12 protein-coding genes are annotated in these 14,945 nt (G+C 67.2%); 8 read left to right on the forward strand and 4 right to left on the reverse strand.

Annotated features, from left to right (window positions below; translation table 11 throughout):
• Positions 1-44: 44 nt before the first annotated feature.
• From ACI38Z_RS01710 to ACI38Z_RS01730, 5 genes are all read left to right on the forward strand, one after another.
• Positions 45-1,604 (forward strand): sugar ABC transporter ATP-binding protein, encoded by a 1,560-nt coding sequence (locus tag ACI38Z_RS01710; protein WP_439788458.1) that lies wholly within the window; start codon positions 45-47, stop codon positions 1,602-1,604.
• A gap of 2 nt (positions 1,605-1,606) precedes the next feature.
• Positions 1,607-2,692, forward strand: coding sequence for an ABC transporter permease (locus ACI38Z_RS01715; RefSeq protein WP_439788459.1), 1,086 nt, complete (start codon positions 1,607-1,609; stop codon positions 2,690-2,692).
• Between the two features lie 101 nt (positions 2,693-2,793).
• Positions 2,794-3,189, forward strand: coding sequence for a D-ribose pyranase (gene rbsD, locus ACI38Z_RS01720; protein ID WP_439788460.1), 396 nt, complete (start codon positions 2,794-2,796; stop codon positions 3,187-3,189).
• Between the two features lie 9 nt (positions 3,190-3,198).
• A complete protein-coding gene (locus ACI38Z_RS01725) occupies positions 3,199-4,698 on the forward strand; it encodes an FGGY-family carbohydrate kinase (protein ID WP_439788461.1) in 1,500 nt (499 codons plus the stop codon).
• A complete protein-coding gene (locus ACI38Z_RS01730; protein ID WP_439788462.1) occupies positions 4,695-5,582 on the forward strand; it encodes a ribokinase in 888 nt (295 codons plus the stop codon). The genes ACI38Z_RS01725 and ACI38Z_RS01730 overlap by 4 nt, the downstream gene beginning before the upstream one ends.
• A 59-nt stretch (positions 5,583-5,641) precedes the next feature.
• On the opposite strand, the gene ACI38Z_RS01735 is transcribed toward ACI38Z_RS01730, so the two are convergent.
• The gene (locus ACI38Z_RS01735) at positions 5,642-6,466 is read right to left on the reverse strand and encodes an HAD-IIB family hydrolase (protein ID WP_439788463.1); all 825 of its coding nucleotides are present in this window, start codon (positions 6,464-6,466) and stop codon (positions 5,642-5,644) included.
• Between the two features lie 171 nt (positions 6,467-6,637).
• On the opposite strand from ACI38Z_RS01735, the gene ACI38Z_RS01740 reads away from it, so the two are divergent.
• The gene (locus ACI38Z_RS01740) at positions 6,638-7,420 is read left to right on the forward strand and encodes a GntR family transcriptional regulator (RefSeq protein ID WP_439788464.1); all 783 of its coding nucleotides are present in this window, start codon (positions 6,638-6,640) and stop codon (positions 7,418-7,420) included.
• Positions 7,421-7,553: 133 nt separating this feature from the next.
• On the opposite strand, the gene pflB is transcribed toward ACI38Z_RS01740, so the two are convergent.
• The 3 genes from pflB to ACI38Z_RS01755 all read right to left on the reverse strand — a co-directional run bounded on the left by pflB (position 7,554) and on the right by ACI38Z_RS01755 (position 11,583).
• Positions 7,554-9,824 carry a formate C-acetyltransferase gene (gene pflB, locus ACI38Z_RS01745; protein ID WP_439788465.1) on the reverse strand — a complete coding sequence of 757 codons (2,271 nt, stop codon included), beginning with the start codon at positions 9,822-9,824 and terminating at the stop codon, positions 7,554-7,556.
• A 102-nt stretch (positions 9,825-9,926) separates the two neighbouring features.
• The gene (gene pflA, locus ACI38Z_RS01750; RefSeq protein ID WP_439788466.1) at positions 9,927-10,655 is read right to left on the reverse strand and encodes a pyruvate formate-lyase-activating protein; all 729 of its coding nucleotides are present in this window, start codon (positions 10,653-10,655) and stop codon (positions 9,927-9,929) included.
• Between the two features lie 196 nt (positions 10,656-10,851).
• Positions 10,852-11,583 (reverse strand): Crp/Fnr family transcriptional regulator, encoded by a 732-nt coding sequence (locus ACI38Z_RS01755; RefSeq protein WP_439788467.1) that lies wholly within the window; start codon positions 11,581-11,583, stop codon positions 10,852-10,854.
• Between the two features lie 239 nt (positions 11,584-11,822).
• Between ACI38Z_RS01755 and ACI38Z_RS01760 the strand changes: the two genes are divergently transcribed.
• Together ACI38Z_RS01760 and pepF are read left to right on the forward strand one after the other, a co-directional pair.
• Positions 11,823-13,070, forward strand: coding sequence for a DUF349 domain-containing protein (locus ACI38Z_RS01760; protein WP_439788468.1), 1,248 nt, complete (start codon positions 11,823-11,825; stop codon positions 13,068-13,070).
• 20 nt (positions 13,071-13,090) lie between these two features.
• Positions 13,091-14,911, forward strand: coding sequence for an oligoendopeptidase F (pepF, locus tag ACI38Z_RS01765; protein ID WP_439788469.1), 1,821 nt, complete (start codon positions 13,091-13,093; stop codon positions 14,909-14,911).
• Positions 14,912-14,945 lie beyond the last annotated feature (34 nt).

The following is a 14,945-nucleotide window of genomic DNA, read 5'->3' on the forward strand; positions in this document are numbered from 1 at the left end:
AAGGCCGAGTAGCCGACTCGACATTAGGAAGGAGATGCATGCACATGGCAGGATACAGCTGCCCAGATAACGTCTTCCTGCATGCCGAGAAGATCTCGAAGGTCTACCCAGGTACCAAGGCGCTCGACGAGGTCTCGTTCGACCTCCTGAAGGGCAAGGTCAACGTCCTCATCGGCGAGAACGGCGCAGGCAAGTCGACGCTCATGAAGATGATCGCCGGCATCGAGCAGCCCACGTCCGGGAAGATGTACATCGGTGACCAGGAGGTGAGCTTCAAGGACACGACCGAGGCGCGCAAGCACGGTATCGGCATCATTCACCAGGAGCTCAGCCTGTTCCCCAACCTGAACGTCTACCAGAACATCTTCATGAACAAGGAGATCAAGAAGGGCGCCAAGCTCGACAACGAGAAGCACATGGAGAAGGCCAAGGCCGTCCTCGAGAGGCTCGAGCACCCCATGGACCCCAACACCATCGTGGGAACGCTCCGCGTCGGCCAGCAGCAGATGGTCGAGATCGCGCGCAACCTCGTGGACGACGACCTCAAGGTCCTGATCATGGACGAGCCGACGTCCTCGCTCTCGCAGCAGGAGGTGCAGGTCCTCTTCAAGATCATGCGCGAGCTCACGGCCGGCGGGCTCTCCATCGTCTACATCTCGCACCGCCTCGAGGAGATCATGGAGATCGGCGACCACGTCACGATTCTGCGCGACGGCCGCTACGTGGACGACGCCGACGTCAAGGACATCAGCATCTCGTGGATCGTCCAGAAGATGACGGGCGGCGAGAAGAACTACCCCAAGCGCGACCGCACCGTCGACTGGTCGAAGCAGCCCAAGGTGCTCGAGGTCAAGGACCTGTGCCTCCCCAAGCCCGGTGGCGGCTACCTCGTCGACCACGTGAGCTTCGACCTCAAGAAGGGCGAGGTGCTCGGCATCTACGGACTCCTGGGAGCCGGTCGCTCCGAGGTCTTCGAGTGCATCATGGGACTCCATCCCGAGCACACGGGCGAGGTCGACATTGACGGCAAGCCCATCCAGATCAAGAACGTCTCCCAGATGATCGACATGGGCGTCTCCCTCATTCCCGAGGACCGTCAGGGCAGTGGCCTCGTGCAGACGCTCGACATCGAGAAGAACGCCTCGCTCGCGGCGCTCAAGCGCTACAAGAAGGGCCTCCTCTTGGACTCGGCGCTCGAGGACAAGAAGGTGGACGAGGAGATCGAGGACCTGCACATCAAGGTCGCCGACAAGCACCTGCCGATCCTCTCGCTCTCCGGCGGCAACCAGCAGAAGGTCGTCATCGCCAAGGGTCTCCTCACGGAGCCGAAGATCTTCCTCATGGACGAGCCGAGCCGCGGCATCGACGTCGGCGCCAAGACCGAAGTCTTCGAGATCATCAACAAGTACGCGCAGCAGGGACTCTCCATCATCGTCATCTCGTCCGAGCTCGAGGAGATCATGGCGATTTCCGACCGGATCATCGTCCTGTCGAACGGCAAGAAGACCGGCGAGTTCGTCGGCGACCAGATCACGAAGGATGGCCTGGTGATGGCCTCGTACAAGGGCCACCACACGGCAAACAACAAGCAGGAGGATAAGTAACCATGGCAGCGGATACTAAGAAGGGCTCGGGCGGCAACAACCAGCTGTTGATGACGCTGCTCAAGGGTCGTACTCTCATCGTTCTCGCAATTCTCTTCGTCTTCTTCAGCTGTGCGGCGCCGAACTTCTTCAACGTCGACTCGCTCCTCTCGGTGGCTAAGCACGTCGCGCTCTACGGCATCCTGGCCATCGGCATGACCTACGTCATCATCACCGGCGGCATCGACCTCTCCGTCGGCGCTGTGGTCGGCTTCTGCGGCATGATCGCCGGCGGCTTCCTCCAGGAGGGGCTCACGCTCCCCATGTTCGGGGTCACCATCTACATGTCCGTGCCCGTCGTCGTCCTGGTCACGCTGCTGATCGGCATCCTTCTGGGCATCATCAACGGCCTCATCATCACGAAGCTCGGCGTCACGCCGTTCATCGCGACCCTCGGCACCATGTACGTCTGGCGTGGCTTCGCAAACATCCGCTCCAACGGCGCGACGTTCAATGACATCGCCGGCAAGGCGGGCCTCGGCAACACCGGCTTCTCGTTCTTCTCGTCCAGCGTCGGCATCATCCCGATGGGCGTCATCATCCTGATCATCTTCGCGGTCATCGCGGGCATCGTCCTCAACAAGACGGCATTTGGCTGGCACGTGCTCGCCATCGGCGGCAACACCAACGCGGCGCGCCTCTCCGGCATCAAGGTCGACAAGAGCCTCATCATCGTTTACGCGATCTCCGGCTTCTGCTCCGCAATGGTCGGCATCATCACGACCGCGCAGCTCATGGCAGCTCACCCGGCAACCGGCACCTCGTGGGAGATGAACGCCATCGCGGCATCCGTCCTGGGCGGCACGTCGATGGCAGGCGGCGTCGGAACCATCGTCGGCACGATCGAGGGCGCCTTCGTCATCGGCGTCATCAACGACGGCATGACGATGATGGGCGTCACCGAGTTCTGGCAGCAGGTCATCCGCGGCCTCGTGATCATCATCGCCGTCGTGATCGACCAGGTGCAGCGCAACATCCAGGCGCGCATGGCACTGCAGGCCAGGAACGAGTCGAAGGAAGAGGACAAGGCAGCCGCGGCGACGGCCTAGCGTCCTTCGACCAGAACTACCAGAAAACGCACTTGCGGACGGGGGTGTCGCACGTCGCCTTGGTGGCGGGGCGGCACCCCCGTTGGGAAGAGGGGGTAACCATGAAGAAGAGCGGCATCATCAACGCCCAGCTGGCGGGCCTGCTCGCTGGCCTCGGGCACAAGGACACCTACATGATCGCGGACGCGGGCATGCCCATCCCGAAGGGCGTCGAGGTCGTGGACCTTGCCGTGGTCGGTGGCGTCCCGACCTTCAGGCAGGTCATGGACGCCGTCGCGGACGAGTGCGTCTTCGAGCACTACACGCTCGCGGAGGAGATCAAGGAGGCCAACCCCGAGCTGCACGCCTACATCCAGGAGCGTCTGGCGGGCGTCGAGCACGACTACGTGCCGCACGTGGACCTGAAGAGGATGGAGGCCGACTGCAAGTTCGTGATCAGGACGGGCGAGTTCTCGCCCTACCCGAACGTGCTGCTGACCGCGGCCTGTGCGTTCTAGGGGGCAGGCATGGCTTCGTATGTACTTGGCATCGACCAGAGCACGCAGGGGACCAAGGCCCTGCTCTTCGACGAGGGGGGCGTCCTTCTCGCCCGGGCGGACCGTGCCCACCGCCAGATCGTGAACGACCGCGGCTGGGTCGAGCACGACCCGGACGAGATCTACGCGAACGTGCTCGCGAGCGTGGCGGACGTGGTGGGGAAGGCCGGCATCGACCGGGCCGACATCGCGTGCGTGGGCATCTCGAACCAGCGCGAGACCTCGCTCGTGTGGGACGCGGACGGCAGGCCCGTCCACAACGCCATCGTGTGGCAGGACGCGCGCGCGACCGACGTGTGCGACCGCGTGCGCGCGGCGGGCGTCGCGGACCTGGTGCGCGAGCGGAGCGGCATCAACCTGTCGCCGTACTTCCCGGCGGCGAAGCTCGCGTGGATCCGCGAGAACGTGGACGGCGTGGCCGATGGGCTCTTGGCCGGCACCATGCGGCTGGGCACGGTGGACGCGTTTCTGGTGTACCGGCTGACGCACGGCGAGTCGTACAAGACGGACTACTCAAACGCGTCGCGCACGCAGCTCTTCGACATCGACTCCCTGCGCTGGGACGAGGAGCTGTGCGGCGCCTTTGGCATCCCCGCGGCGGCGCTTCCCGAGGTGAGCGACTCCGACTCGTGCTTTGGCATGACGGACTTCGAGGGCTACCTGCCGCGTCCCATCCCCATCCACGGCGTGCTGGGCGACTCGCACGGCGCGTTGCTGGGGCAGGGGTGCCTGCGCCCCGGCATGGTCAAGGCGACGTACGGAACCGGCTCCTCCGTCATGATGAACGTGGGGGAGAAGCGCGTGACCTCGGGGCACGGGCTCGTGTCGTCCCTGGCGTGGAAGCTGGGCGGCACCGTGGAGTACGTGCTCGAGGGCAACGTCAACTACTCCGGCGCGGTCATTTCGTGGCTGAAGGACGACCTGCGGCTTATTGACAGCCCCGGCGAGACCGACGCCCTGGCGAGGTCCGCGAACGAGGCGGACCGCACCTACGTGGTGCCGGCGTTCACGGGGCTGGGCGCGCCGTACTGGGACTCGGACGCCGTGGGCGTGGTCTACGGCATGACGCGCACGACGAGGCGCGCGGAGCTGGTGCGCGCGGCGCTCGACGGCATTGGCTACCAGATTACGGACGTGCTGCGCGCCATGGAGGCCGACTCGGGCGTGCGCCTGGGCGAGCTCCGCGTGGACGGCGGCCCCACGCACAACGGCTACCTCATGCAGTTCCAGAGCGACGTGGCCCGCGTGCCCGTGGCCGTGTCCCCCACGGAGGAGCTCTCCGGCATGGGCGCCGCCTACGCCGCGGGCAGCGGCATGGGCCTCTACGACGTGCCGAGCCTCGTGGAGGGCGTGTCGCGCAAGGTGTACGAGCCCGAGCGCGGCGAGTCCTGGGCGCGCGCGAAGTATGATGGGTGGAAGCACGCCGTATCGAAGGCGCTGTCCGACGAGGGGACGGGTGATCGCTCATGAGGATCCTGGACTTTGGCTCGCTCAACATCGACTACGTGTACCAGGTGGACCACATGGTGCGTCCCGGTGAGACGCTGGCCGCCGGCAGGCGCGACGTCTTTCCGGGCGGCAAGGGCCTGAACCAGGCCGTGGCCTGCGCCCGCGCCGGCGCGGATGTGTGGCAGGCGGGCATGGTCGGCCCCGAGGGCGACCTGCTGCTGGACGTCTGCCGCGATGCCGGCGTGAACACGGACCTGGTGGCCAGGACGGACGTCTCGACCGGCCACACGGTGATCCAGGTCGACCGCGGCGGGCAGAACTGCATCCTGCTGTACGGCGGCGCGAACCGCCAGATAGACGAGGCCTATGCCGACGACGTGCTCTCGCACTTCTCGCCCGGCGACTACGTGGTGCTGCAGAACGAGATCTCGTGCCTGCCGCACATAGTGGACGAGGCCGCGCGCCGCGGGCTCGAGGTGATCCTGAACCCGTCGCCCTACAACGACGCGCTCGACGCCATGGACATGTCCAAGGTGTCGCTCTTCCTGCTGAACGAGGTCGAGGGCGCGCAGGTCTCCGGCGGCTCGACCGACCCCGACGAGATCCTGGCCCGCCTGGGCGAGAAGTACCCGGACAGCGCGGTCGTGCTCACGCTCGGGGCGGCGGGGTCGCGCTACCAGAAGGGCTCCGAGCGCCACGAGCAGGGCATCTACCACGTGGACGCCGTGGACACCACGGCCGCCGGCGACACGTTCACCGGCTACTTCGTGTGGGCCATGAGCGTGGGCAAGCCCGTAGCGGAGGCGCTCGACCTCGCGGCGCGCGCCTCGGCCATCGCCGTCACGCGCGCGGGCGCCGTGCCCTCCATCCCCACGATGGACGAGGTGCTCTCCGCCAAGCTCTGATTCGCAACAACAGGTCCTCCCGCCGCGCGTCCCCTCCCATGGCGCGCGGCGAAACCCTCCTAGCGCTCGCCCAGCCTCTCGTCCTCCGCGACGAGCTGGGCGAGCGTTCGTGCCACGCCCGAATCGACGTTGGACCACTGGCACACGTGGGTCGCGGCGCGCTTGACCGCCTCCTCCGCGTGCGGCATCACGTACGACTGACCCACGGCGCCCAGCATGTCGAGGTCGTTGGGGCCGTCGCCAAACGCCACGGCGTCCTTGGGGTCCACGCCGAAGTGCCGGCACAGCAGCCTGACCGCGTGGCTCTTGCTCACGCCCTTGGCCATGACCTCGCACAGGATGGGGCTGCTGCGAACGACGGTGAGCTGCGGGTAGCGCGCGCACATGGTGGCCTCGGCGGAAAGGATCGCGTCCGGCTTGCCCATGAGCAGGAACTTGTGGATGCCGCGCGAGCCGAAGGTGCCCGCCAGGTCGCGGCTCTGGGTCGCGCTGACCTCCACGAAGTACTCCTCCTGCGTGACGGCGGGGTTGCTCGCGTCGTCCACGATCCACTTGTCGAACCCGTACGTGCCCGCCACCACGTCGGGCAGGTCGCGCTCCAGGTACGCCTTGACCTCGAGCGCGAGGTCGAGCGGGATGGTCTTGCTGTAGAGCTCGTTGCCCTTCTCGTCCAGCACGTACGCGCCCGAGAACGCCGCGATCGGGCCCGTGATGCCCAGGTCGCGCTGCAGGGCGAGGATGCCGCCGGGCAGGCGGCCGGACACGAGGCAGAGCGGGATGTGCTGCGTCACGCACTGCAGGATGGGCGCGTCGCTGGGGATGGCGTGGTGCTCGTCGTCCGTGATGGTGAGGTCCACGTCGCTGAAGGCGATCTTGATGGCCATGGGGTGCTCCCTCCGTCGGCTTCCGTCTGGACAAAGCATCGCATGGTGCGCCGCCGTCGCCCGGCAGCCTGCCAATTTGCCTTAAATGTATGGTAGGTATGGTACATTGGGACGCAGGATGGCCACGGGCGGCCAGCCTGTGGCCAAAGGGCATGACCGGGGGAGAAGGACGTGGACCCACTCAGGACGATATGCTCGGAGCCGCTGGACCAGGCGTCCGGCGTGCCCCTGTACCAGCAGCTCAAGCTCAGGATCCTGGGGCTCATCGCGTCGCACTCGCTCGACGAGTCCACGCCGCTGCCGCCGGAGGCCAGGATCTGCCAGGAGCTGGGACTCTCGCGCTCCACGGTCAGGCGCTGCTTCCAGGACCTGGTGGACGAGGGCCGCGTGGTCAGGCGTCGTGGCAAGGGCACGTTCGTCGCGCGCTACCAGCTGGGCGCCACGAGCGACGTCGCCCTGAACTTCTCCGCGCGCGTGGAGGCGCTCGGGAAGGTGCCGTCGTCCAGGATCCTCTCGTTCAGGCAGGTGCCCGCGACGGGCACGCTCCGCGAGCGCCTGCACCTTGCCGAGGGCGAGCCGGTGTGGGAGGTGCGCCGGCTGCGTCTTGCGGACGGCGTGCCCATGGAGACGAACAAGGCCTGCGTGCCGGTGCGCCTCTGCCCCGGCCTCACGCGGGAGCGGCTCGCGCGCTCGCTCTACTCCAGCATCGCGGAGGACTCGGGGCTTCTGCCCACCTACGAGGACGCCTACGTGGATGCCATCGTGCTCGACGCGGCCGAGGCCAAGGTGCTGGGCCAGCGCCGCGGGGCGCCCGCCATGCGCGTGGTCAGGACCACGTTCGACGCGCAGATGATCCCCTTCGAGGTGGCGGTGCTCGTGCGCCGGGCCGACACCAACCGCATGCACCTGCGCCTGGGGCCGGAGGGCTCCACGGTGGCGCTCGTGAACCGCTGAGGCCGCCGCCGGCGAGCGGAGGGGCCGTCCTTCTCCCCGTTCCATGCGCCTGACGCGCAGGGCCCCTCCCGCGAGCGAACGCGGAAGGGGCCCATTGGTCGTGCCTGCCTTGCGCCTGCCTGTGCCGGCTGCGTTACATGTGGTCGTGGCAGGTGCGCGCGATCACGTCGAGCTGCTGCTCGCGCGTGAGGTCGATGAACTTGACCGCGTAGCCGGAGACGCGGATCGTGAAGTTGGCGTACTCGGGCTTCTCGGGGTGCTCCATGGCGTCCTTGAGCTTGTCCACGCCAAAGACGTTCACGTTGAGGTGGTGCGCCCCGCGCGAGAAGTACCCGTCGAGCACGTTGACCAGGTTGGCCTTGCGCTGGTCCTCGTCGTTTCCGAGCGCGCCGGGGTTGATGGTCTGCGTGTTGCTGATGCCGTCGAGCGCGTACTCGTAGGGGAGCTTGGCCACGGAGTTGAGGCTGGCCAGGAGGCCGTTCTTCTCCGCCCCGTAGGAGGGGTTGGCGCCGGGCGAGAAGGGCGTGTAGGCCGGGCGGCCGTCGGGCAGCGCACCCGTGGCCTTGCCGTACACGACGTTGGACGTGATGGTGAGGATCGAGGTCGTGGGCTCGGAGTTGCGGTAGGTGTGGTGCTTGCGGATCTTGGTCATGAAGGTCTTCAGCAGCCACACGGCGATGTCGTCCGCGCGGTCGTCGTCGTTGCCGTAGCGGGGGAAGTCGCCCTCGACCTTGTAGTCCACGACGCAGCCGCTCTCGTCGCGCACGGTCTTGACCTTTGCGTACTTGATGGCGGACAGCGAGTCAACCACGTGGCTGAAGCCGGCGATGCCCGTTGCGAAGGTGCGGCGGACGTCCGTGTCGATGAGGGCCATCTCGGCGGACTCGTAGTAGTACTTGTCGTGCATGTACTGGATGAGGTTGAGGATGTTGACATAGAGGCCGGCCAGCCAGTCCATCATGATGTCGAACTTGTGCATGACCTCGTCGTAGTCGAGGTACTCGCTCGTGATCGGGGCGAGCTCGGGGCCGACCTGCATGTGGTTGCCCTGCTTGTCGTCGAACTTGGTGTCCTTGCCGCCGTTGATGGCGTAGTTCAGGCACTTGGCGAGGTTGGCGCGGGCGCCAAAGAACTGCATCTCCTTGCCGGTCTGGGTCGCGCTGACGCAGCAGCAGATGCTGTAGTCGTCACCCCAGACGGGACGCATGACGTCGTCGTTCTCGTACTGGATGGACGAGGTGTCCACGGAGATCTTGGCGGCGTACAGGCGGAAGGCCTTGGGCAGGCGCTTGGAGTAGAGCACCGTCAGGTTGGGCTCGGGCGCCGGACCCATGTCCTCGAGCGTGTGCAGGAAGCGGAAGTCGTTCTTGGTCACCATGGAGCGGCCGTCCTGGCCGAGGCCCGCGACCTCGAGCGTCGCCCAGACGGGGTCGCCGGAGAAGAGCTCGTTGTAGCTTGGGATGCGCGCGAACTTGACCATGCGGAACTTGAGGACCATGTGGTCCACGAGCTCCTGCGCCTCGGACTCGGTGATCTTGCCGGCCTTGAGGTCGCGCTCGACGTAGATGTCGAGGAACGTGGAGATGCGGCCCACGGACATGGCGGCGCCGTTCTGGGTCTTGATGGCCGCGAGGTAGCCGAAGTAGAGCCACTGGAACGCCTCGTGCGCGTCGGTGGCGGGCCTACTGATGTCGTAGCCGTACGTGGCGGCCATCTGCTTCATGCCCTTGAGGGCGCGGATCTGCTCCGCGATCTCCTCGCGCAGGCGGATGACGTCGTCGAGCATGGTGCCGTCACCGCAGTTGAGCAGGTCCTCCTGCTTCTTCTGGATGAGGTAGTCGACGCCGTAGAGCGCCACGCGGCGGTAGTCGCCCACGATGCGGCCGCGGCCGTAGGTGTCGGGCAGGCCGGTGATCACGTGGCTGTGGCGCGCCGCGCGCATCTCGGGGGTGTACGCGTCGAACACGGCCTGGTTGTGCGTCTTGTGGTACTCGTTGAAGATCTTGTCGTACTTGGGGTTGATCTTGTAGCCGTAGCTCTCGGCCGCCTGCTGCGCCATCTTGATGCCGCCGTAGGGCATGAACGCGCGCTTGAGGGGCTTGTCGGTCTGCAGGCCGACGACCTTCTCCAGGTCCTTGAGCTCGGGGTCGATGTAGCCGGGGCCGTACGCGGTGAGGCTGCTCACGACCTCCGTCTCGCAGTCGAGGACGCCGCCGTTGGCGCGCTCCTGCGCCTGCAGCTCCTGGACCTTGCCCCATAGCTTGTCCGTCGCCTCGGTCGGGCCGGCCAGGAACGACTCGTCGCCGTCGTACGGCGTGTAGTTCTGCTGGATGAAGTCGCGCACGTTCACGTCCGACGTCCAGTGGCCTCCCTGGAAGCCCTCCCACTCCTTAACGTCCCGCATCTCTCCTCGCTTTCCGGCGGCCGCGCCGCCATCGCGTGTTACTGCCTATGTCAATCTGCATCGTCTGCAGGAAGTGCCAGTTCAGGGAGCCGGCTCGGCCGCTCAGCCCTCGCGCCTGAGGATGCGCTCGGCGTTGCGCACGCGCTCCGCGCTCGGCGGCTCCACGCCCTCGAGCGTGTACTTCATTCCGAGCTCACCCCACTTGTAGGCGCCGAGCGTGTGGTAGGGGAGCACCTCGATGCGCTCCACGTTATGCAGGCGCGAGAGGAACTGCGCCGTGCGCTCGAGCAGCGCGTCGTCGTCCGTGATGCCGGGCACGAGCACGTGGCGGACCCATACCGGCTCGCCGATCGCGTCGAGGTGCTCGAGCGCGGCGAGGATGTTCGCGTTGTCGTGGCCCGTGAGCTCGCGGTGTCCCTGGGGGTCGATGTGCTTGAGGTCCGCGAGCACGAGGTCGCACGACCGCATGAGCCTGTCGAACTTCTCCACGTACTCCGCCTTGGGCGAGAAGGGCTGCAGCGCCGTGTCGAGGCACGTGTTGATGCCGCGCGCCTTGGCCTTTGAGAAGAGCTCCTCCACGAAGTCGATCTGCAGGAGCGCCTCGCCACCGCTGACCGTGATGCCGCCGTCCTCGCCCCAGTAGCTGCGGTAGCGCTCGGCCCTGTCCAGGATCTCGTCGGCGGACATCATCGTGCCGCCCGACATGGACCACGTGTCCACGTTGTGGCAGTAGCGGCAGCGCATGGCGCATCCCTGGAGGAAGACCAGGAAGCGGACGCCAGGCCCGTCTGCCGACCCAAACGACTCGAGCGAGTGGACTCTTCCAAGCAAGGGGCTGCCTCCCTAGGGACTTCGGGACACCGTGCCGCGCTGCGGGCGGACCGGCGTGGCCCCGTTCGCATCGCTCGAGGAGAACTTAAATTCTTTACGGAAGGCTTTCCTTGATTGCAATCAAGTTACGAAAAAAAGACCGCGCGCCAACAGTGCGAGCGGTCGAAATCAGCCGGCGAACGGCGTAAACGCAGGGCTAGTCCGCGATGTCGCGCAGGGCCGCGCGGTCGAGCACCCTCAGGCGCCCGCGGCCCACGCGCTGCAGCACGCCCTCGCGCTCGAAGGCGCCGATGCTTCGGCTCACGGTCTCGGGACGCAGGCCCACCGAGTTCGCGATGTCGTTCAGCTTGAGGTTGATCTCCGCCCCGAGGCAGCGCTCGTCGCGGTACAGGAGGAAGCGCGCCAGCCTCCGCCGGGGGTCGCGGATCCCCAGGAGCTTGATCTTCTCCTCCGCCTGGACCAGCTCGGAGCCGAGCGTCTGCATGAGCCCGAGCGCGACCTGGGGGTTGCTCTCGATGAGCGCGAGGAAGTCGCTGCGGCGGATGCGGCACAGGTCAACGCGGCTGAGGCAGCCCACGGAGTAGTGGTAGACGTCGTCCTTCTGCATGAACATGCCATGCCATATGGCCTGGCCGTCGTGCAGGATGTCGAGCAGGTACTCCTCGCCGTCGGCGTCGGTGTGGAAGGTCTTGATGCGCCCGTGGCGCACGATCAGGATCGACTCGATGGGATCGCCCTCGTGCGCGATGATGCTGCCCGCGGGATGCGTCGAGCGGATGGCGCCCGCCATGAGGCTCCGCTTGGCGTCATCGGGAAGGCCCGAGAAGATCCTGATGCCGTCCATGCACGACGTGCCGTCGACGCAGTGGGGGCAGCGGCCGGCGCTGGCACCGCACGCGCTTGGCGCGTCCGCCGTCGTGTCGCCCATCGAGCCTCCCTCCGTCGCGTCCCGTCCCCACGATGATAGGGCAATGCGTCGCGCGAGTGGGCGCGCGGGCGGCGGGCGCGGCCGACGCGCCACAAAGCTGCCCGTTGGTGCCAGTCGCGGTCCGATTGTGGCATTCATGTGATATTCTTTCATGAATGTAGACATGGCGGCTGACGTTGGCGTTTGTCCCGTCCCCGCATGTCCTGAAAACCAGTTCTGTCTGCTGCGAGGAGACACACATGACGCTCGACAACAATCCAACCGAGGACCCGTCCCAGGGCGCGGACCAGCCCGCGACGGCGACGACGGACGCCAAGGGCGAGGCACGGCCCCAGGCCGATGGGCAGACCGCGCTCGAGCAGGAGCTCGCCAAGCGCGAGGCGCTCTGCACCGAGGCCGAGTCGGTCGCGGGCGAGAAGGACTGGCGGCGCGGGCCGTCGGACCTCCGCAGGCTGGCGGACGAGTGGCGCTCGCTGCGACGCTGGCACGACCCGCGCGAGGACGAGCTGCAGAGGCGCTTCGACGCGGCACGCGAGGCGTTCTATGCGGCGCGCGACGCCGCCCGCGAGGACGCCGGCAAGAAGAAGGAGGCGCTCGCCGCGGAGGCGGAGCGCCTGAGCAAGTCCGACCACTGGAAGGCCACGGGCGACCGCTTCCGCGAGCTCATGGACGAGTGGAAGGCCGCCGGCACCGCGGGCCACGAGGTGGACGAGGAGCTCTGGCAGAGGTTCAACAAGGCCAGGAGGAGCTTCTACGACGCCCGCGAGGAGCACTTCAAGCAGCTCGACGCGGCGCGAGCCGAGGCCAAGGCCAAGAAGGAGGCCCTCGTGGAGAGGGCCCGCGAGGCCGCAAAGACGAGCGCCGACTGGAAGGGCGTCGAGTGGCGCGCGGCGTCCGCCCGCATGAAGGAGCTCATGGACGAGTGGAAGGCCGCCGGCGTCGCGGAGCGCGCGGACAACGACCGCCTGTGGAAGGAGTTCACGGAGGCGCGCCAGCCGTTCTTCGACGCGCAGCACGCCCACTACAACAAGGTCGAGGCGGACCAGAAGGAGGCCGCGGAGGCCAAGCAGGCGCTCGTGGACGAGGCCCGCGAACTCTCCGAGGCAGGCGACTTCTCGCGCGAGGCGACGGAGCGCGCCAAGGACCTCGACCGCAGGTGGAAGAAGCTCGGCTACGCCGGCAGGGAGCTCAACGACCGCCTGTGGGAGGACTTCAACAAGGCCAAGGAGGGCTTCTGGGAGAAGAAGCGCGCCTACGGCGAGGAGCGTCACGAGGAGTGGCGCCAGCGCACGGAGGATGCGATCGAGCGTCGCGAGAGGCGCATCTCCAACCTGAAGGAGCAGACCGACCACCTGCGTGAGCGCATCGCCAACGCGTACGCCACGGACCACGTCGAGGAGATGCAGGAGCGCCTCGACGAGAAGCTCGACCTCATCAAGCAGATCGAGGACGAGGTAAAGGACATCAAGTCGCGCCTGGATGACTAGCGCGGCGGGAAAGGGAACTCATGACGGAGCAGGACTCGGGTACGACGACGCCTTCCTACCAGAGCAGGGAGGAGGTGCCCGAGCGCTACCGCTGGGACCTGAGCGACCTCTTCGGGAGCGACGAGGCCTTCGTGGCGGCGCTCGACAAGGCGGGCTCCCTTGTGGACGAGTACGCCAGCTGGGAGGACCGCGCCCTCGGATCGGGCGAGGGGCTCCTCGCGTACCTGCGCTTTGACGACGACGCCACGCTCGAGCTGCAGCGCCTGTGGAGCTACGCAGGCCGCCGCGCGGACGAGGACACGCGCAAGAGCCGCTACCAGGACCTGAGCGCGCGCGTGGCGAGCCTCATGTCCGAGGTGTCCGCCGCGGGCGCGTGGTTCGAGCCGGGCGTCCAGGCGATCGACGGGGCCACGCTCGAGGGCTGGTACCGCGACGTGCCCGGGCTGAGCCTCTACCGCCTGGCCCTGGACCGCGTCCGCGCGCTCACGCCGCACACGCTCCCGCCCGAGCAGGAGGCCCTTCTCGCCCAGGCCGGCGTGCTCATGCAGCAGCCGGGCAACGCGTTCACGATGCTGAACGACGCCGACCTCACGTTTGCCGACGCGACCGACGCCGGGGGAGAGGCGCATGCCGTCACGCACGGCAGCTTTGTCCCGCTCGAAACCTCTTCCGACCGCGTGCTGCGCGAGTCCGCCTACCACAGCGTCTACGGCGCCTACCGCTCGGTCCGCAACACCTGCGCGGCCCTGCTGGCCTCGCAGATGAGGCACCTCGCGTTCTTCTCGCACGCGCGTAACTATGCGAGCTCGCTCGAGGCGTCGCTCACGCCCACGGAGGTGCCGGTCGAGGTCTATGGCAACCTGATCGACTCCGTCCACCGCAACCTGGCGCCGCTGCACCGCTACATGGCCCTGCGCGGGCGCGTGCTGGGGCTGGACCGGATGCGCTACTGGGACGTGTACGTGCCCATCGTGAAGGCGCCGGAGCGCCGCTTCACCTTTGAGGAGGCGTGCGACCTCATGCTGCGCGCGCTCGCCCCGCTGGGCGAGAAGTACCTCAGCGTGGTTCGTCGCGCGCTCGGCGAGCGCTGGATCGACGTGTACGAGACGCCCGGCAAGATGAGCGGCGCGTACTCCGCCGACGGGCACGGCATGCGCCCGCTGATCCTGCTCAACTTCCAGGGGACGCTCGAGGACGTGTTCACGCTCGTGCACGAGATGGGCCACTCCATGCAGACGTGGCTCTCCAACGAGGCGCAGCCGCCGCGCTACGCCGAGTACCCCATGTTCGTGGCGGAGGTCGCCTCCACCACCAACGAGTGCCTGCTCATCCGCTACCTGCTCGACCATGCCACGGACGACGCGGAGCGCGCCTACCTTGTGAACCGCTTCTGCGAGATGTTCAGGACCACGCTGTACCGACAGACCATGTTCGCGGAGTTCGAGCGCGACGCCAACGCCGCCTGCGACGCGGGCGAGGGCGTGAGCGCGGACGCGCTGTGCGAGCGCTACCGCGCGCTGAACGACCTGTACTACGGCGACGCCATCGCCTCGGACGACGAGATCGCGCACGAGTGGGCGCGCATCCCGCACTTCTACTACGACTACTACGTGTACGTGTACGCCACGAGCTTTGCAGCCGCGGCCGCGCTATCCGATCGCATGCTGCGCGAGGGCGAGCCCGCCGTCCGGGACTACCTGGGCTTCCTTGCGGGTGGCTGCTCGCGCACGCCCATCGAGCTGCTCCGCGGCGCGGGCGTGGACATGGCGGACGGCTCCGCCGTCGACGCGGCGCTCGCGACCTTCTCCACCCTGGTGGACGAGCTCGACCGGATGCTCTAGGCGGCCGGCATGCGGAGGGACTCCCTGGTGCACG

It is taken from the genome of Parafannyhessea sp., from assembly GCF_051876455.1.
Taxonomy (GTDB): Bacteria; Actinomycetota; Coriobacteriia; order Coriobacteriales; family Atopobiaceae; genus Parafannyhessea.